General features: G+C 65.8%; 15 protein-coding genes and 1 tRNA gene. 10 read left to right on the forward strand and 6 right to left on the reverse strand.

What is annotated here, in order from left to right:
* The 3 genes from FFS18_RS08090 to FFS18_RS08100 all read right to left on the reverse strand — a co-directional run bounded on the left by FFS18_RS08090 (position 1) and on the right by FFS18_RS08100 (position 3015).
* Positions 1-1170 carry an efflux RND transporter periplasmic adaptor subunit gene (locus FFS18_RS08090; protein ID WP_003046498.1) on the reverse strand — a complete coding sequence of 390 codons (1170 nt, stop codon included), beginning with the start codon at positions 1168-1170 and terminating at the stop codon, positions 1-3.
* 109 nt (positions 1171-1279) lie between these two features.
* A complete protein-coding gene (locus tag FFS18_RS08095; protein ID WP_037553274.1) occupies positions 1280-2587 on the reverse strand; it encodes a TolC family protein in 1308 nt (435 codons plus the stop codon).
* Between the two features lie 65 nt (positions 2588-2652).
* Entirely contained in the window at positions 2653-3015 is a 363-nt protein-coding gene (locus tag FFS18_RS08100; RefSeq protein WP_003046504.1) for a hypothetical protein, read from the reverse strand.
* A 446-nt stretch (positions 3016-3461) separates the two neighbouring features.
* On the opposite strand from FFS18_RS08100, the gene FFS18_RS08105 reads away from it, so the two are divergent.
* The 6 genes from FFS18_RS08105 to FFS18_RS08130 all read left to right on the forward strand — a co-directional run bounded on the left by FFS18_RS08105 (position 3462) and on the right by FFS18_RS08130 (position 10677).
* On the forward strand, positions 3462-3836 hold the full coding sequence (locus FFS18_RS08105) for a DUF3703 domain-containing protein (RefSeq protein ID WP_037553271.1): 375 nt from the start codon (positions 3462-3464) through the stop codon (positions 3834-3836).
* 49 nt (positions 3837-3885) lie between these two features.
* Positions 3886-4224, forward strand: coding sequence for a hypothetical protein (locus FFS18_RS08110; RefSeq protein WP_003046510.1), 339 nt, complete (start codon positions 3886-3888; stop codon positions 4222-4224).
* A gap of 65 nt (positions 4225-4289) precedes the next feature.
* Positions 4290-5525, forward strand: a complete 1236-nt coding sequence (locus tag FFS18_RS08115) for a TolC family protein (RefSeq protein WP_003046513.1) — start codon at positions 4290-4292, stop codon at positions 5523-5525.
* Positions 5522-6784, forward strand: a complete 1263-nt coding sequence (locus tag FFS18_RS08120; RefSeq protein ID WP_003046516.1) for an efflux RND transporter periplasmic adaptor subunit — start codon at positions 5522-5524, stop codon at positions 6782-6784. Before FFS18_RS08115 ends, FFS18_RS08120 begins: the two co-directional genes overlap by 4 nt.
* Before the next feature lie 17 nt (positions 6785-6801).
* A complete protein-coding gene (locus tag FFS18_RS08125; protein ID WP_037553392.1) occupies positions 6802-9963 on the forward strand; it encodes an efflux RND transporter permease subunit in 3162 nt (1053 codons plus the stop codon).
* Between the two features lie 117 nt (positions 9964-10080).
* Positions 10081-10677, forward strand: a complete 597-nt coding sequence (locus FFS18_RS08130) for a cation efflux transmembrane domain-containing protein (RefSeq protein WP_003046522.1) — start codon at positions 10081-10083, stop codon at positions 10675-10677.
* Positions 10678-10872: 195 nt separating this feature from the next.
* Here FFS18_RS08130 and FFS18_RS08135 read toward each other — a convergent pair.
* Positions 10873-10947 (reverse strand) — tRNA-Gly (locus tag FFS18_RS08135).
* 192 nt (positions 10948-11139) lie between these two features.
* On the opposite strand from FFS18_RS08135, the gene FFS18_RS08140 reads away from it, so the two are divergent.
* Together FFS18_RS08140 and FFS18_RS08145 are read left to right on the forward strand one after the other, a co-directional pair.
* Positions 11140-12051, forward strand: a complete 912-nt coding sequence (locus tag FFS18_RS08140) for a tetratricopeptide repeat protein (RefSeq protein WP_137870394.1) — start codon at positions 11140-11142, stop codon at positions 12049-12051.
* Positions 12051-12701, forward strand: coding sequence for an LON peptidase substrate-binding domain-containing protein (locus tag FFS18_RS08145; protein WP_120217855.1), 651 nt, complete (start codon positions 12051-12053; stop codon positions 12699-12701). The genes FFS18_RS08140 and FFS18_RS08145 overlap by 1 nt, the downstream gene beginning before the upstream one ends.
* 7 nt (positions 12702-12708) lie before the next feature.
* Here the strand turns inward: FFS18_RS08145 and FFS18_RS08150 are convergent, their stop codons facing one another.
* Entirely contained in the window at positions 12709-13410 is a 702-nt protein-coding gene (locus FFS18_RS08150; protein ID WP_137870395.1) for a sigma factor, read from the reverse strand.
* Between the two features lie 343 nt (positions 13411-13753).
* Complete coding sequence (locus tag FFS18_RS08155) at positions 13754-14995, reverse strand: FAD-dependent monooxygenase (protein WP_137870396.1); 1242 nt, start codon at positions 14993-14995, stop codon at positions 13754-13756.
* A 121-nt stretch (positions 14996-15116) separates the two neighbouring features.
* Between FFS18_RS08155 and FFS18_RS08160 the strand changes: the two genes are divergently transcribed.
* Positions 15117-17429, forward strand: a complete 2313-nt coding sequence (locus FFS18_RS08160; protein ID WP_137870397.1) for an FtsK/SpoIIIE family DNA translocase — start codon at positions 15117-15119, stop codon at positions 17427-17429.
* A 203-nt stretch (positions 17430-17632) separates the two neighbouring features.
* Positions 17633-18286, forward strand: a complete 654-nt coding sequence (locus FFS18_RS08165) for a LolA family protein (RefSeq protein WP_137870398.1) — start codon at positions 17633-17635, stop codon at positions 18284-18286.
* The last annotated feature ends 28 nt before the right edge of the window (positions 18287-18314 follow it).

Consider the following 18314-nt stretch of genomic DNA (forward strand, 5'->3'; position numbering starts at 1 on the left):
TTATTCCTCCTCGCCCGCGCCCTTGCCGAGTTCGGCCTTGAGCAGGAATGCGTTCTTGGTCGCGACGATCTGGCCCGGCTTCAGCCCGGCGAGGATTTCGACACGGCCCGCGCTGCGCTGGCCGACGGTCACCTGCTGCGCGCGGAAGCCGTCCTTCGTGCGGACGAACACCACGTCGCGGCCTTCGAGCGTCTGGAGGGCTTCGTCCGCGATCACGATACGGGCCGGCCCACCGGTTTCGGCGCCGCGGCTCGGAAGCAGCCGCACCCGGACCGCCAAGCCCGGCTGGAGCGCCCCGGGTACGTCGAGCACGGCGGTTGCCGAGCGCGTGTCGCCCGACAGGCCGGGCGTGACGGCGCGCACGCGGGCATCGATCGTCCGTCCGTCGGGAAGTTCGATGATCGCACGGTCTCCGGGCGAGAGCCGCTGGGCATCGGCCGGACCGACGGCGGCCTCGATCTGCACCTTGCTGGGATCGGCAACGCGGAACAATTCGGTTTCGGGCTGAACGAAGGCGCCAAGGCTGGCGTTCTCGGCCGTGATCCGTCCCGAGATCGGGCTTGCCACGATGACGCTGCTGCCATCGCGCGTGACCTGCGCGGCGCTCGCTGCGGCACGCGCGCGCTGCGCTTCGGCCGCGGCGGCCGCGGCTTCGGCTTGCGCCTGCTCATAGTCGACGCGCGCCGACACCTTCTGGTCGAACAGGGTCTTCTCGCGGTGGAGATTTTTCTGCGCGAGCGTCGAGCGCGCATCGGCGGCAATCCGTTCGGCCGCAATCTGGGCGGCGTCGCGGCTTTGCACGATCGCGATCGTCTCACCGGCGCTGACCGGATCGCCGAGCCGCTTGAAGAGACGGGTGACCGCGCCGCCCGCGCGGGCGGTGACGATCGCCTCGCCGCTCGGCGCGGCGGTAACGGTCGCTTGCGAGATGATTTCCGAACCGAGTCCGCCGGCGCCGATCGTCTCGACGCCGATCTCGGCGGCCTTGATCGCTTCGGGCGTGATGGCGAGGCTGCTCGGAAGGGCTTCGCTCGCCGCTTCCTTTTCGCCTTCGGCAGCCGGCGCGGCGGCCGGGTCGGCGGTGCAGCGTGCAACGCCGAAGCCCGTGACGGCAGCGAGTATCATGGCGCCCGCGACAGTGCCGAGGAGACGCTTGTCCTTGGTGATCATATTCTATCTCCGCTGTTGATGCGGTTCGCGCGCCGACCGGCGGCGCACCCCTGTTGACTTGGAAGGACGATGGCGAAGGCGCCTCCGTCCACTGGAAGGCTCGGCGCGCTCATGGCTGATGATCCGCATCGCCGTCGGCGGCTGCCTGGCGCGATAGGATGGCGCGGGCTTCGGCCCGGGCCTGGCGCGCCGCGATCAGTTCGGCCTGCGTTGCCGCATAGGCCTGCTGCGCGTCGATATATTCGACGAGCGAGGACTTGCCGGCGCGGTAGCTGAGTTCGGCGAGCCGGACACCTTCGCGCGCCTGCTCGATGCCGCTACCCTCAAGCGCCGCGAGGCGGGCCTCTGCGGCTTCGAGTTCGGCCTGCGCATTGGCGATCTCCGCCTGAGCATTGACCACTGCATTCTCGCGCCGCGCAATGGCGGCGGCGACATCGGATTTGGCTGCCGAGATGTTGCCGCGGTTGCGGTCGAAGACGGGGAGCGGCACGGAAACATTGGCGATCAATGCGCGATCGCCGGTGTCGCGAAGCTGACGCACCCCGAAGCCGACCGACGGATCGAGCCGGCCATCGGCGCGCTGCCCCTGGAGCCGCGCTTCAGCAATCAGCTTCTCGGTTTCTGCCAAGCGAACGTCGAGCGTCGCGAGCGAGTCCACCGTCTCCGGTGCCACCCACATATCGCCTTCCATCAACTCGGCAGGCGGGACCGAGCTTCCAAGGAGCGCCGCGAGCGAACGCCGGGCGGTCCTTTCTTCGGCCTCGGCCGTGCGTAGCTCGGCGGTGGCCTGAACGAGAGCCGCATTGGCGCGGAACGCACGGAGCGGCGGCTCGTTGCCGGTATCGACCATGGCCTGTGCCACGCGGACGAGTTCGCGGGCACGCGCTTCATTTTCGCGTGCGAGCGCGAGGCTATCGCGGGCCGCGAGAGCGGTCGCGAACTGGTTGCGGACATCGAGCGCAAGATCTGCGCGTGCAATCTCCAACTTGTACTTCGCGGCCAGAAACTCGGCGTCGGCGAGCGTCATGCGCGACCGGCGCCGGCCCCCGATATCGAGACGCTGATTGACCGACACGGTCGTTTCGAGACCGTTCAGGCCCGAGTAGGGGCCGGTGCCTGCGAAATTCTCGACATCGACATTGAGCGTCGGATTGTAGCGATAGCCCGCCTGACGCTGGCGACCGCGAGCGGCCTCCACTTCGGCTTCGGCGGCAACCACGCGCGGCGAGCGCGCGTCGGCTTCCTCCATCGCCTGCGCGAGGGACAATCGAGCGGGAAGCGGGCCGGTACGCACGGCCTCGCCTGCGGAAGAAGGCGGTCCCACCAGCTCCGTCGCTGCCGACTGGGCAGCGGCGGGCGCGGAATTTGAGCCTGCAACGAGCGCCACGAGACTCGCGGCGACAACTATGGATTTCATGAAAAGGAGACTCCTGACGTTTCCAGGGAGAAGCGCACGCGAAGGGCACGCGCAGACCTAGAGCGTCAGGCGATTGGAGGGCGGAACGTCCCGATATAGGCGACGGGCGGCAAGGCGGCCGTCAGGATGCGCGTATGCGCTTCAGGGGCAGGCGTTTCGGTCGCTGCCGACAGCGATTCCGCCGGGACGCCCGAATGGTGACCGTGGCAGCCATGAGCGGCGGCAGGCACCTGCTGCTTTTCGCCGGGAGAGGATTTTTTCTTGTCGACTTCGGCGCCTTCGATCGCCGGTGCGGGAACGCAGCCGGCTTCGATCACAGCAACGAAAAGGCTCGCCTCGGCCCGATCCTCGGTCGCATGTGCGAGCGACCCCGCAACCGTTCCGGATGCAAGGAGAAGGGTCAGGAGGAAGAGGATCACCCGTCGCATTGAAACCGGCCCCTAGCATCGAAACGGCGCGGTGAAAAGTAGAAGATTTTCAATCAACTTCGGCGGCACTCTTCGAACCCCCGAACCGGCTCCGTAATTTTATCTCATGGAGGTAAGAGAGCAGTGCACCTTGCCCCTCTATAGTTGCAGATGCGCCTCAAGAAACAGGATATCGGCCGAACAATCACGCGTTAAGCACAATAATTCTACAATTGTCTTTCACTCTTATTTCTATCGCTTCGCTATTGGCTCCCGCCTCCTTTGTTCGGGACGACATTCGAGCGATATGCTTCCCGTGAGACGAGGGGGTAAATCGGACGCAGAGCGGCACAGCGTCCTGCCGGAACATCAGGGCTTGACCCTGTATCTACTACAGGGTGCAAGAGCCTGCCCTGCACAAAAAAGGGGGAAAGAGGATGGTGCCGCCGACAGTAAATCCCGTGAGCATGGCCGTCATCGAGCCGCTGCTGCGCGAGCAATATCGCCTGTTTTGCGAATCACGCCGAATCGGAGATGAAGCCGCTGCGTGGCAGGCGCTGGAATGGGAACATATATTGAGCCAGCCCTATATGGGCGCGCATCTCGCCTCCCACTGGCACATGTTTCGCTATGCGATCGAGCTCGGCGATGCCCGTGAAGCTACCGGTCAGGCAATGCGGTTCCTGCTCGTCCCGCTCGGTTCGCTGACCGGCCGCCTCCCCGCAGGGAATAATGGTCGCGCGCGGGTGAGCGCCTTCGAGCCGATGCCGATGCCGCAGGCCCTCGAAGCGCTGATCGAAACGGCCCGGTCGACGGAGAGCCGCGCTGCGCGAACCGATTGATCCGGTTTTGGACTTCCGGAACGGGTCATTCGCTGTTAGGGGCGCGACCATGTCCGGCGCTACCCTTCGCCTGTTGCTTGTGTTCATCCTGCTGCTCAGCGGGCTCCACAATGCTGCGCCGGCGATGGCGGGCATGACGCACCATGCGACGGATTCGCATCTTTCGCACCATGTCGAGCCGGGCCATGCGTCGGACAAGGACACGCAAAAAGGTCAGCAGGACGCCGACCTCCACGGCAGTCACCATAATTGCCCGGTCGCATCCGATCAGGCCCTTTCGGGTCATGACGATCTGTCCTGTTTTTCCGGCGGCCTGCACTTTGCGTTGCCCGCGACGCGCCTCGCTTCGCGCGCGCTCGCACCGCCCCTGAACCCTCCCCTCGCCTGAACGCCGCCTGCCGCGCGGCCCCTTTTCGGCCTGCGCTCAGTCGAATCGTTCAGGAGTGATCATTCATGCATATCCATATGCGCGCCGCCCTGTTGGCCGGGGCTGCGCTGCTGGCGGGGTCCGTTTGGGCCCAGCCGCTAACGCTCGACCAGGCGGTCGAGCGGGCCATCGCTGCATCGCCCGAGCTTAGAGCGGGCGAAGCGGGGGTCGACGCCGCGCGCGCCGACCAGCTGCAAGCCCGCGTCCGTCCCAATCCGACCGTGTCGGTCGACATGGACAATGGCGTCGGGACGGGCGGCTATGGCCTGTTCCGGCAATCGGAACTCACCGTCACCTATTCGCAGCCGCTCGAACGCGGGGGCAAGCGCGAGGCGCGAATGGCGCTTGCCGAGCGCGGTGTCGTTCTCGCCGAGGCGCAGTGGCGGCTCGTCCGGCTCGACATCGCCCAGGAAGTGCAGCGCGCCTATATCGACGTCCAGATCGCCGAGCAGATGGTCTGGATCGCAGAGGATCGCGTCAAACTTGAAAAGGAGATGCGGACCGAAGCGATCAGGCGCGTGCGCGGCTACAAGGATCCGCTCTTCGTCGAGACGCGCGCCGATGCCCGCATTCTCGAAGCCGAACTGGCCCTGAAGGAAGCCCAGGCGAAGCGGCAGTCCGCACGCGCATTGCTCACCTCCTTCTGGGGCGGCACGCCTGACAGCCTCGTTATCGCCGAGGGGATCGAGAAACCCGATCCGCGCGATCCGCCGCTCGCCGAAGCCGACGCGGCGGTCTTCGACGCCGCCGTCGACCGGGCCCGCGCGCAGGTCGTCGTCGAGCAGAGCCGTGCGCACCAGGACTATACGGTCTCGGGCGGCACGCGCTTTCTTCGCGAGACCAATGATGTCGCCGTTCTTGGCGGCATCTCGATCCCGCTCGGACGGTTCGACCGCAACCAGGGCAATATCGCCCGGGCGCAGGCCGAACGGCGGCAGCTCGAGTTCCAATCCGAAGCGAGCCGGCTCGAGCGGCTGCGGCGCCTCGCGTCGCTGCGCGCCGATGCCGACGCCGCACGCGTCCGGGCCGAGGGCATCATGAACGACGTCTATCCCAAGGCGGTGAAGACGCTCGGCCAGGTGCGCGAAGGCTATGCCCGCGGCGGGTTCCTGTTCGCCGACGTACAGGATGCCGCCGACGTCATCATCCAGATCCAGGGTCAGTGGGCCGAGGCCATGACACGCTACCGCGATTTGCTCGCGGAGATCGATCGCCTGACCGGCCGCTTCGATGCGGCTCCCCTTGCGGAGAATATTCCATGAAGAAGTTTCCATTTCCCGCCGCGGCTGCGGCGCTGTTCCTTGCTGTGCCTCTCGCTGCCTGCGGTGGCGGAGCCGAGGGCGAAGACAAGCATGAAGAAGGCGAAAGCCACGCTGAGGGCGAAGGCGAGGAAGATGCCAAAGGCCCGAACGGTGGCAAATTGCTCAAGAATGGCGATTTCGCGGTCGAGGTCATAATCTTCGAGAATGGCACCGAGCCGCAATTCCGCGTTTTCGCAACGCGGGACGGCAAACCGGTCGACCCGAAGGATGTCCAGCTCGCCATCACCCTCACGCGGCTTGGCGGCGACGTCGATCGCTTCACCTTCCGCCCGCAGGGCAAATTCCTCGCAGGGCAAGGTGTCGTCACCGAACCGCACAGCTTCGACGTCGAGGTTGTCGCGGTGACGGGCGGCAAGCGGCACGTTTGGAAATATGCGAACCCCGAAGGGCGCACGCGGATCGGGGCTGACGCCGCCAAGGCCGGAGGCATCGAAACCGCGGTCGTCGGACCGGCGACGGTGGGCGAAATGCGCGAACTCTACGGCACCGTCCAACTGTCGCCGACCGCCCGCTCCGAAATTCGCGGCCAGTTCCCCGGCCGCGTCGTCTCGGTGACCAAGGCGGTGGGCGACAGCGTCCGCCGTGGGGAACTGCTCGCGCGCATCGAGTCGAGCGAGAGCCTCCAGGTCTATCCGGTATATGCGACGGTCGGCGGCGTGATCGCCGAGCGCAACGCCAACCCCGGCGACGTCACCGACGGGCGCGCACTCTATGTGGTCACCGACCCGGCGCAGACCACGGTCGTCTTCAACATCTTCCCCCGCGACCTCGCGATCATACGTCCGGGCATGCGGGTGACGGTGGAGACGCAGGACGGCGCCGAAATCGCGACCGCGCCGCTCGGGCAGTTCCTGCCCGACGGCAATGTCGAGGCGGGCACTGCGCTCATCCGCGCGACCATCCCGAACCGCTCGGGAACGCTCCGCCCTGGCATGGCCTTGCGCGGCCGCGTGATGGTCAACCCCGTCACCGTGCCGCTTGCCGTGCGCACCGAGGCGATCCAGCCCTTCCGCGACTTCAAGGTGGTCTATGCCAATTTCGGGCAGGACTATGAGGTCCGGATGCTGAAGCTCGGCCGTTCGTCGCCCGAATGGACCGAGGTCCTGTCGGGCATCAAGCCCGGCACCGCCTATGTCACCAAGGGCAGTTTCCTCGTTCGCGCCGACATCGAAAAGTCCGGCGCGGGCCACGACCATTGATCGGGGAGCAGGATAACATGCTAGCCAGAACCATAGGCTTTTCGATCCGGCAACGATGGCTCGTCCTCGCGGTGGTCGCGCTCCTCTGCGCGATCGGCGCGTGGAGCGCGACCAAATTGCCCATCGACGCCGTTCCCGACATCACCAACGTCCAGGTCCAGATCAACACCAAGGCGGAAGGCTATTCGCCGCTCGAGTCCGAGCAGCGCATCACCTATCCGATCGAGACCGCGATCGCGGGCATCCCGAACCTCAACTATACCAGGTCGATCTCGCGCTATGGCCTGAGCCAGGTCACTGTCGTCTTCGAGGACGGGACCGACATCTATTTCGCGCGCCAGCAGGTCAACGAGCGGCTCCAGGCCGCGCGCGGCCAGCTTCCGCCCGGGATGGAGCCCGAAATGGGCCCGATCTCGACGGGCCTCGGCGAAATCTTCATGTTCTCGATCGAGGCCGAACCGGGCGCGCGAAAACCCGACGGCACGCCTTATACGGCGGAAGACCTCCGGACGATGTCCGATTGGGTCATCCGGCCGCAGATGCGCACGATTCCGGGGGTCGCCGAGATCAACACGATCGGCGGCTATGCCCGCCAATATCATGTGACACCCAACCCGGCCTCGCTCGCCTCGCTCAATCTCTCGCTCAACGATGTCGTCACCGCACTCGAGGCCAATAATGCCAACCGCGGGGCCGGTTATGTCGAGCGCAGCGGCGAACAGATTCTGATCCGCGTGCCGGGTCAGGCCAATAATGAGCGTGACCTGTCGCAGATCATCGTCACCACCCGCGGCGGGGTTCCGATCCGGATCGCCGACGTCGCCGATGTCGCGATCGGCTCGGGGCTCCGCACAGGCGCCGCAACCGAAAATGGCAAGGAAGTCGTCCTCGCGACGGTCTCGATGCTGATCGGCGAGAATCCGCGCGTGGTGGCGCAGGCCTCGGCCGAACGCCTCGTCGAAGCCTCGCGTGCGTTGCCGAAGGGTGTCGTTGCCAAGCCGCTCTACGATCGCACCGCGCTCGTCGAGCGGACGATTTCGACGGTGCAGAAGAATCTCGCCGAGGGCGCGCTGCTCGTCATCGTGATCCTGTTCCTGCTGCTCGGCAATTTCCGGGCCGCGCTGATCACGGCGGCGGTCATTCCGGTCGCGATGCTGATGACGCTGACGGGCATGCTCCAGACGCGGACATCGGCAAACCTCATGAGCCTCGGGGCGCTCGACTTCGGCCTCATCGTCGACGGGGCCGTCATCATCGTCGAGAACTGCCTCCGCCGGCTCGGCGAGGCTCAGCACAGGCTCGGACGCCTGCTCGACCGCGACGAGCGCTTCGGCCTAGTCGCTTCCGCAAGCGCAGAAGTGATCAAGCCGAGCATCTTCGGCATTATTATCATCACCGCAGTCTATCTGCCGATCTTCGCGCTCGAGGGCGTCGAGGGCAAAACCTTCCATCCGATGGCGATCACCGTCGTCCTCGCGCTTACCGCCGCTCTGCTGCTGTCGCTCACCCTGGTTCCGGCCGCGGTGGCGCTGTTCGTGACCGGCAAGGTCGAAGAAAAGGAAAATTGGCTGATGCGCGGGCTCGGCAAGGGCTACCGCCCGATGCTCGACCGCGTCCTCAATTGGCCGAAGGCTGCGCTGGCTGGTGCTTTGGCGCTTGTCGCGCTGAGCGGCGTGGCGGCGACCAGTCTCGGGTCCGAGTTCATCCCGGACCTCGACGAAGGCGATATCGCGATGCACGCGATGCGCATTCCGGGGACGAGCCTCACCCAGTCGATCGCGATGCAGGAGGCGCTGGAGAAGAGGATCAGGCAGTTCCCCGAAGTCGAGCGGGTGTTCGCGAAGATCGGCACTCCCGAGGTAGCGACCGATCCGATGCCCCCGTCGGTCGCCGATAATTTCATCATGCTCAAGGACCGGAAGGAATGGCCCAATCCGAGAAAGACGCGCGACCAGCTCGTTGCCGAACTCAACAAGGCGGCGAACGAGGTGCCAGGGAACAATTATGAGTTCACCCAGCCGGTGAAGATGCGCATGAACGAGCTGATCGCCGGCGTTCGCGCCGACGTGGCGATCAAGTTGTTCGGCGACGACCTCGATCAATTGCTCGAATCGGGGCAGGCGATCGAGGAAGTCGCGGGCGGAATTGCGGGCGCGCAGGACGTGAAGCTCGAACAGGTCACCGGCCTGCCGATGCTCTCGGTCACGCCCGATCGCGACAAGCTCGCGCGCTACGGTGTCAGCATGGAAACGGTGCAGGATGCGGTTTCGACAGCGACCGGCGGCCGTCAGGCCGGCGAGCTTTTCGAGGGTGACCGCCGCTTCGACGTCATCGTCCGGCTTCCCGAGGCCATTCGCACCGATCTCGCGTCGCTCGGCAATCTCCCCGTTGCACTTCCGGCCGGCGGCTTCGTGCCGCTTTCGGAGCTGGCGGAGATATCGCTCGCGGCGGGGCCGAACCAGATCAGCCGCGAAAATGGCAAGCGCCGCGCGGTGATCACGGCGAATGTTCGTGGGCGCGATCTGGGCTCGTTCATCGACGAGCTCACGCAAAAGGTCGAAGCTGAGGTCGTGCTGCCCGATGGTTACTACATCGAATATGGCGGCACATTCGAGCAGCTTCAGTCCGCGACCGAGCGCCTCCAGATCGTCGTGCCGCTGGTGCTGCTGCTGATCTTCGGGCTGCTGTTCATGCTGTTCGGCACGGTGCGCGATGCTGCGATCGTCTTCTCGGGCGTGCCTCTGGCGCTGACGGGCGGGGTCGCGGCGCTGGCGCTGCGCGACATTCCGTTATCGATCTCGGCGGGCGTCGGCTTCATCGCTTTGTCCGGGGTCGCGGTGCTGAACGGCGTGGTGATGCTATCCTTCATCAAGGATCTGCGCGAACGCGGAAAAGCGCTCGTCGAGGCGATCCGCGAAGGCGCGCTGACCCGCCTCAGACCGGTGATGATGACGGCGCTGGTGGCGTCGCTCGGGTTCGTACCGATGGCGCTCAATGTCGGGGCTGGGTCCGAGGTGCAGCGGCCGCTGGCAACTGTCGTCATCGGCGGGATCATCTCGTCGACGATCCTGACTTTGCTCGTGCTGCCGGCCCTGTACCTCCTGGTCCATCGACGGACCGCGAAGGCCGAAGAGGAAGAGCTGGCGCGCCCGAGCAGCGTCCCCAGCCCCGAAGGCTGAGACACTCCCGGATGGCCGCCATTCCCCCCTGTCGGCGGCAACCGAGAGTGCTGACTGGGGCGGAACCCAAGCGGGTTCCGCCTCCTTTTAGGGATGGTGAGGATTGAGGAGCTTGCAATGAATGAAAAAGCATCCGGGAGCGAACGCGAAAAGCGAACGCTCCAGATCGTTCTCGTCCTGAACTCGGCTATCGCGATCGCCTTCCTCGTAACCGGCGGGCTCGGCGATTCGAGCGCGCTCATCGCCAATGGGCTCGACAATCTGTCCGACGCCGCGGTCTATGCCTTGAGCCTCGTTGCGCTCAGCCACGGCCTGAAATGGAAAACCCGTGCTGCCACGGCATCGGGTGTCATGCTGCTGGTCTTCGCGGCCGGCGTCCTGTTCGATGTAGGACGGCGCTATTTCGAAGGCAGCGAACCGATCGGTCCGACAATGATGATCATGTCGGCCGTCGCTGCGGTGGTGAACTATGCTTGTCTGAAGCTCTTGCAGCGCATTCAGGATCCGGACGTCAACCTCAGAGCCGCGACAACCTTCAGCTACAACGACTTCATCTCGAACGGCGGCATCCTGATCGCGGGTGTCCTCGTCTGGTGGCTCGGTACGAACTGGCCGGACCTTCTGGTTGGATTTGCGACTGCGCTGATCGCGATCAAGGGCGGCATCGAAATCCTTCGCGACGCCCGCCAAGAGGCCAAACAGCAGAAAGATTAGAGCATGTGAGGCGTGTCGGATCGGCGGAAGAATGTTCGGACCTCTGCGAACAACGTCGCCGATCCTGCCCTAGAGGCACCCGACAGCTCGCTCCCATCATATTACGTCCTTATTACGCGAGGCAAAAATCGAGCCCACGTAACGACGCGTATTACGCCGCCATTCGGCGTAAGTGTCTGAAATTGTTAGGAAAACTGGAGCGGGCGAAGGGATTCGAACCCTCGACCCCAACCTTGGCAAGGTTGTGCTCTACCCCTGAGCTACGCCCGCTCTGGCGGCTGGAAACCGGTCGGTTCCAGCGGGTGAGGCGGGCGATTAGCACCGGCTTTTTGACTCGGCAAGCCCTGTTTGCGTTTTTTGCCGAAGGGTTGGCATATCGCCCGCAATTCCCACATAAGCAGGACAAGAGTCCTTGCTATCGGTGCGCCGACGACCGGGGACGAGCAACAGGAGCATGATTTCGTGGCCACATTGGGTCTGAATCCGCAAGAAAAGGAAGCCGTCGACGCGTTCCGCCGCGATGTCGTCGAACCGTCGATGACCAAATTGGTGATCCTGGATTTCTGGGCCGAATGGTGCGGGCCGTGCAAGCAGCTGACCCCAATTCTGGAAAAGGTCGCCACCGACTATGCCGACAAGGGCGTGCTGCTCGCCAAGATCGACGTCGATGCGAATCGGTTCATCGCCAGCCAGTTCCAGGTTCAGTCGATCCCGACCGTCTATGCGATTTTCCAGGGCCAGCCGGTTGCCAACCTCACCAACGCGCGCACCGAAAGCCAGCTGAAGTCGATGCTCGACCAGCTGCTCGCGCAGCTGCCGATCGAAAGCGAAGCGACGGCACGCGCGGTCGAGATCGCGCCGCTGATCGACATGGGTGAAACCGTGCTGGCCGAAGGCGACGGCGAGCGTGCCGCGAGCATCTTCGGGCAGATCCTCGAAATGGCGCCTGACAATGCTGCGGCACATGGCGGGTTGATCCGCGCCTTTGTCCTCGCAGGCGACCTGACCAGCGCACAAGGTGCACTCGACATGCTGCCCGCTGAAATCGCCGACGACCCCGCGATCGCGCAGGCGAAAAGCGCACTCGCACTGGCCGCCGACGCCCCCGATGCTGGCGAGCTGGCGGCGCTTGAAGCCGCTCTTGCCGCAAATCCTGCCGATCATCAGGCGCGCTTCGACCTCGCCAGTGCGCAGATCGGGGCGGGTCAACGCGACGCGGCTGCCGACAATCTGCTCCATATCGTCGCCGCCGACCGCGAATGGAACGAGGATGCGGCGCGCGCCAAGCTGCTGTCGCTGTTCGAAGCCGTCGGGCTGGAGGATCCGTGGGTGGCGGCGCAGCGCCGCCGCCTGTCGCTGGTACTGTTTGGTTGATGAACGCGGACGCGCCCCTGACCATTCAGCGGATCGCGATTTTTCCGCTGCCCGGCGCGGTGCTGTTTCCCGGGCTGCACCTGCCGCTGCATATTTTCGAGCCGCGCTATTCGGCGATGGTGCAGGAGGTGTTGGCGCGCGACCGCCAGATCGGGATGATCCAGCCGCGTATGCTGCCGGGCGAGGAAAGCCGCGAGCCGCCCGCGCTCTATGACGTCGGTTGCGTCGGGCGTATTGTCGATGTCGAAGCGCTCGACGAGGGACGTTTCAATCTGGTGCTGGAAGGCGTGGCGCGGTTTCGCGTCCGCCGCGAACTCGACGTCACGACCCCCTTTCGTCAGGTGGAGGCCGAGATCGAGGCCGAAATCGAGGATGATGCGGTGCTGTCGAGCGTCGAGCGCGCCAGTCTGGAACGCGAGGCAAAGCGCTTTGCGACCAGACAGGGTTATGTCGTCGATTGGGATTCGGTCGGGCAGCTCGATGATGCGACGCTGGTCAACGGCATCGCGCAGGTCGCGCCGTTCGACGCCGCCGCCAAGCAGGCGCTCTTGGAAGCATCGCCGATCGACGCGCGCGCCGAGCTGGTCGTCCAGCTGATGCAGTTTTTCGGTCGCTACGATAGCGACGACGGCCGCGCCACGCTGCAATAGGCGGCATTCAATGCAATTTGCGCGGCGCCGCGTGGCGCGCGATGTCGGCGAGCGCGCGGCGCACGATATGGCGGTCGCTTTCGCTTAGTCGCTCGGTCGTTGCGGTCACGGTCAGCTGGCGGCGGACCAGCGCCTGTTCGGCAGCGACGCGCGCCTCGATCCGCGCATCCGTGTGTCGCGCCGACCGCGACATTGTCGCGCGGCGCCGCGTCGCCCAATCGGCAACCAGGCGATCGGCGGCAAGCATCGCCAGCCCGTCGGCAGCGGCTTGTTCGGTCGCGGCTTCGGCGGCGGGATCGATCAGCCAGTCGTCGGCGCCATCGGCTTGCAAGGCATCGAGCGACAAGGTTGCGGTGACATGCTGCCGCCCCGCCGTCCGCTGGTCGCCATGGAGGCGAAGGCGCAGTGCCTGGAGCTCGGCGCGCAGCTGCCAGTTCACATAGGTGGTGAAGCGCGCCCGCGCCGGATCATAGCGTTCGGCGGCGCGGTGCAGCGCGATGGCGCAGACCTGTGCCGCGTCGTCGGCGACATCGGAGAGGCCGTAGCGGCGGGTGAAATAGCGGATGCGCGGCGCTGCCAGCTCCGCGAGGCGCGCGAAGGCTCGGTCGGCGCGCGTCCGTGCCCGCGCGCCCGGTGCCATATCGAGCGCGGTTCGCGCCTGGATATAGTCCGTCACCGCTGTTTCGAGTGCATCGCTTTTTGCCGACATGGTCCTTCCCCATCGTGCCGCGGCGGGGGTGCCGCGGTGACAAGGATAAGGAAACAGGGTGAGCGGCGGGCTGCTGAAGGGCTAGGTAGAAATACGTACCGCGGCCGAACAAGGCTTAGATGTTCCGTCATCCCGGCGAAGGCCGGGATCTCAACCTCGCGGTTCTACGCACCGGCGAGATCCCGGCCTTCGCCGGGATGACGGATGAACAAAACCGGTTCGAGTCTGTCCTGTTCAAACGGAAACGTCGCCCTGAGCCTGTCGAAGGGCGCTTATCGCCGAGAAGCGCCCTTCGACAGGCTCAGGGCGACGGTGATATGATTCTGCTTGAGCAGGACAGACTTTAAACTTCGGCCCCCGCGAGCAGTTTGGGCAGATCGCCGGCCTCGCCGCGCGCTTCGTCCATGAAGAAGCGTTTGAGCATCGGCAGCCGCTGCACCGCGCCGAGCCCAGTGCGGCGCACGGCGGCGGCGGTGCGGCCCGGAATACCGAACAGGCGGGTCAGCCCGTCGGTCGCGAGGCTGACCATCATATTGTCGAGCCCGCGCCAGCGTTGATAGCGCGCGAGCAAGGCCGCATCGCCCAGATCGAGTCCGAGCCGTGCGCCCTCAACGAGCACTTCGGTCAGCGCCGCGACATCGCGGAGGCCAAGATTGAGCCCCTGCCCCGCAATCGGATGGATGCCATGCGCGGCGTCGCCGACGAGCGCGATCCGCTCGGCGACGATCGACGCGCTGTGATGGAAACCGAGCGGATAGGTCATGCGCGGCGCGACGAGCTCCATCGCGCCGAGCACCCCGCCGGCGCGCTTTTCGAGTTCGGCGACAAAGCCGCGGTCGCCCAGCTTGACGAATCCGGGGCCGTCCTTTTCGGCAACGGTCCACACAAAGGCCGAACGGTGCCGCCCTTCGCCATCATCGACGAGCGGCAGCAGCGCGAAGGGACCAGAGGGGTAGAAGATTTCGTGCGCGATATTGCCATGGGGCTTTTCGTGCGCAACGGCCCCGATCATCGCGTGATGGTGGTACGACCAGCTCGCGATACTGAACCCCGCCGCGTCGCGCGTCGGCGAGCGGCGACCCTCCGCGACGATCAGCAGCGGCGCGGCAAGCCGCGTCCCGTCGGCGAGCGTCAGCGTGACGCCATGGACGCCGATGTCGCGGGTCGTGACGGTGGCGGGCATATGCAGCCGCACCAGCGGTGCATCGGCCAACCCCGCGGCGAGTGCCAGACGCAGCTGGCGGTTCTCGATCATCGTGCCAAGCGGCGGATCGCCGTCGGCGGTGACGAAATCGAGCTCGCCGCCGCGGCCGCTGTCGGGGGCGCCATCGCCGACCTTGATCGCGCGGATCGGGCAGCCATGACCCGCCAGCCGCTGCGCGATCCCCAGCACCTCGAACATCTGCCAGGTCGCGCTGGCGATCGCCGAGGCGCGGCCATCGAATCCCGGTGCGATCGTCGCCACCGGGTCGGCGGGATCGACGATCTGGACCGACAGGCCATGGTGCGCCAGGGCAAGGGCGAGCGCCTGGCCGACGAGGCCGCCGCCGGAGATCAGGACATCGCTGCGCAGCGTTTCGCTCATGGGGCTGCCCTAGCGCGCGGCAGGGCGGTTGGAAAGGCCGTGTGCGCGCCGGGCCGCGCTTGACGGCGACTCCCCCCCATGCGCATATCGCCGTGGTTAACTGACAGGGACCGTGAAGAACATGGCTAGCCGCAAGGCCGCACCGATAAAGGCCGATTGGCGCACCGTTTTCCGCCAGAGCATCGCGCGATCGCTGGTGATCGCCGCGGCGGCCGCGCTTGGGCTCTTCACACTGTTCCTGGCGCTTGCGCTTGTTACCTACGACAGCACCGATGCGGCGCTCAACACCGCCGCCGACGGCACCGCCGCCAACTGGATGGGCAGCACCGGCGCGTGGTTCGCCGATCTGGGGCTGTCGATCGGCGGGGTCGGGATCGCGTTGCTGCTGCCGCTGCTCGGCCTGCTCGCGTGGCGGCTGTGGCTGGGCGAACCCCAACCCTATTGGCCGCGCCAGCTCGCGTACAGCTTCGTCGGCATCCTCCTTGTCGGGCTGGGTGCCGAACTGTGGTCGCCCGCGACCGGCGCGCCGATGCCCGCGGGGTGGGGCGGCATCATCGCGCTGCTGGTCGGCGGAGCGATCACGCCGCTGTTCGCAGCCGCGGGCGAACCCGCCGCAGCGCTGATCCGCATTGCGACGATCCTGCTGCTGGTGACCGCGGGGCTGTGGCTCGCTTGGCGCGCGCTGCGGCTTGAAAAGGGATGGGCCTCGCGCTTCCGCCTGCCCGCCGCCGAGCGGAGCCGCGTCGCCGAGCCGGCGCGCACCGCCGACGAGGGCGCCCGCGCGCCAAACCTGATGGAGCGCGTCGTGCGCCCCCGCGCGATCGCCGAGCCGAGCGACCGCGCCCCGCCCGAAATCGCCGACCCAGCCGAGCGCACCGCACCGTCGAAGCCCCGGCCCAAGCCGCAGACCGAGCTGTTCACCAATTACCAGCTGCCATCGATTGACCTGCTCGCGCCGCCGCCGCCGGGACCGACCGGCCAGATCGACAAGGCGGGGCTGGAGCGCAACGCGCGGCTGCTCGAATCCGTGCTCGAGGATTTTCAGGTCAAAGGCGTCGTCACCGCGGTCCGTCCCGGTCCGGTCGTCACCATGTACGAACTCGAGCCCGCGCCGGGGACCAAGGCCAGCCGGGTGTCGAACCTCGCCGACGATATCGCGCGCAACATGTCGGCGCTGTCGGCGCGCATCGCGCCGATCCCGGGCCGCACCGTGATCGGCATCGAACTGCCCAACGCGCACCGCGAATCGGTGGTGCTGCACGAAATCATCGGCAGTGCGCTGTTCCAGGACCAGACCGGTGCGCTGCCGATCATCCTGGGCAAGAATATCAGCGGCGACGCGGTGATCGCCGATCTCGCGCCGATGCCGCACCTGCTGATTGCGGGGACCACCGGATCGGGCAAGTCGGTCGGGCTCAACGCGATGATCCTGTCCCTGCTCTATCGCCTCGGTCCCGATCAGGTGAAGATGATCATGATCGATCCCAAAATGCTGGAACTCAGCGTCTACGACGACATCCCGCACCTGCTCGCTCCGGTGGTGACCGAACCCAAGAAGGCGATCCGCGCACTCAAATGGGCGGTCGAGCAGATGGAGGATCGCTACCGGATGATGTCGTCGCTGTCGGTGCGCAACCTCGCGTCGTACAACGACAAGGTGCGCGCGGCGCTCGCCAAGGGCAAGTCGCTGGGGCGCCGCGTCCAGACCGGATACGACCCCGACACCGGCCAGCCGGTCTACGAGGAAGAGACGCTCGATTATGCGCCGCTGCCGCAGATCGTCGTGGTCGTCGACGAGCTCGCCGATTTGATGATGACCGCGGGCAAAGAGGTCGAATTCCTGATCCAGCGGCTCGCGCAGAAGGCGCGCGCGGCGGGTATCCACCTGATCCTTGCGACGCAGCGCCCTTCGGTCGACGTCATCACCGGCGTCATCAAGGCGAATTTGCCGACGCGCATCAGCTTCAACGTCACGTCGAAAATCGACAGCCGCACGATCTTGGGCGAAGCGGGCGCCGAACAGCTGCTCGGCAAGGGCGACATGCTCTATGTCCCCGGCGGCAAGCAGATCACGCGCATCCACGGTCCCTTCGTGTCGGACGACGAGGTCCGCGCGGTCGCTGATCACTGGAAGGGGCAGGGCCGCCCCGACTATATCGAGAGCGTCACCGAAGATCCCGAGGACGGCGGTTTTGCGATGGAGGGCGCCCCCGCGGGCGGCGACAGCGCCGAAGACCGCATGTATGCAAAGGCGTGCCAGATCGTCGTCGAGAGCCAGAAGGCTTCGACCAGCTGGCTGCAACGTCAATTGCGGATCGGGTACAACAGCGCTGCGCGGTTGATCGAACGGATGGAGGAGGAAGGGCTGGTGAGCCCGCCGAACCATGTCGGTCGCCGCGACGTGCTGACCGATCAATATGGCCAGCCGCGGTAGGGAACTTTTACGGGGTTTAGGGTTTCAATCCGGACTTCCCATCATCGTCATCCCGGCGAAGGCCGGGATCTCGCCATGCGTCGTTGCGCGAGGGTGAGATCCCGGCCTTCGCCGGGATGACGGAGAGATGAAACGGCGGTTCAGTGGATATTCAACGCCCCAACGTCACATGCGAACCACGATTTTTGCAGAATGAGAGCATCATGACCCTGACTTTTCCTCGCCTGAACCTGACGCGCGCCGCCGCGCTGGCGCTTGCGCCGCTGGCCGCGGCCGGCCTTGCCGCGACCGCACCCGCCACCGCGCAATCGGCAAACGCGCTGGCGTCGGTCCAATCGCACCTCAAATCGACGAGTTCGATGACCGCCGACTTTGTCCAGACCGACCGCAACGGCCAGCGCCTGTCGGGCAAGCTGACGTTGAAGCGCCCCGGCAAGATCCGGTTCCAGTATCAGAAGGGCGTGCCGCTGCTGATCGTTGGTGACGGCAGCTCGCTGACCATGATCGATTATGAGGTGCGGCAGGTGCAGCGCTGGCCGGTGAAGAATTCGCCGCTGGGCGCGCTACTCGACCCCGACCGCGATCTCACCCGATACGCCAAGGTCCTGCCCACCGGCAGCAACGATGTGCTGAGCGTCGAGGTCAAGGATCCCAAGCGCCCCGAATATGGCACGATCACGATGGTGTTCGTGCGCGACGGATCGGCGCCCGCCGGGCTGCGCCTACGCGGCTGGGTCGCGCTCGATTCGCAGAACAACCGGACGCGCATCGACCTCAGCAACCAGAAATTCAACGTCGCGGTCGCCGATTCGGCGTTCCGCTGGACCGATCCGCGCCCGAACAAGCGTGGTCGGTAGTCGAAGCTGAACGAAAAATTCAGGCCGG

Source organism: Sphingopyxis sp. 2PD (assembly GCF_005503695.1).
GTDB lineage: Bacteria > Pseudomonadota > Alphaproteobacteria > Sphingomonadales > Sphingomonadaceae > Sphingopyxis.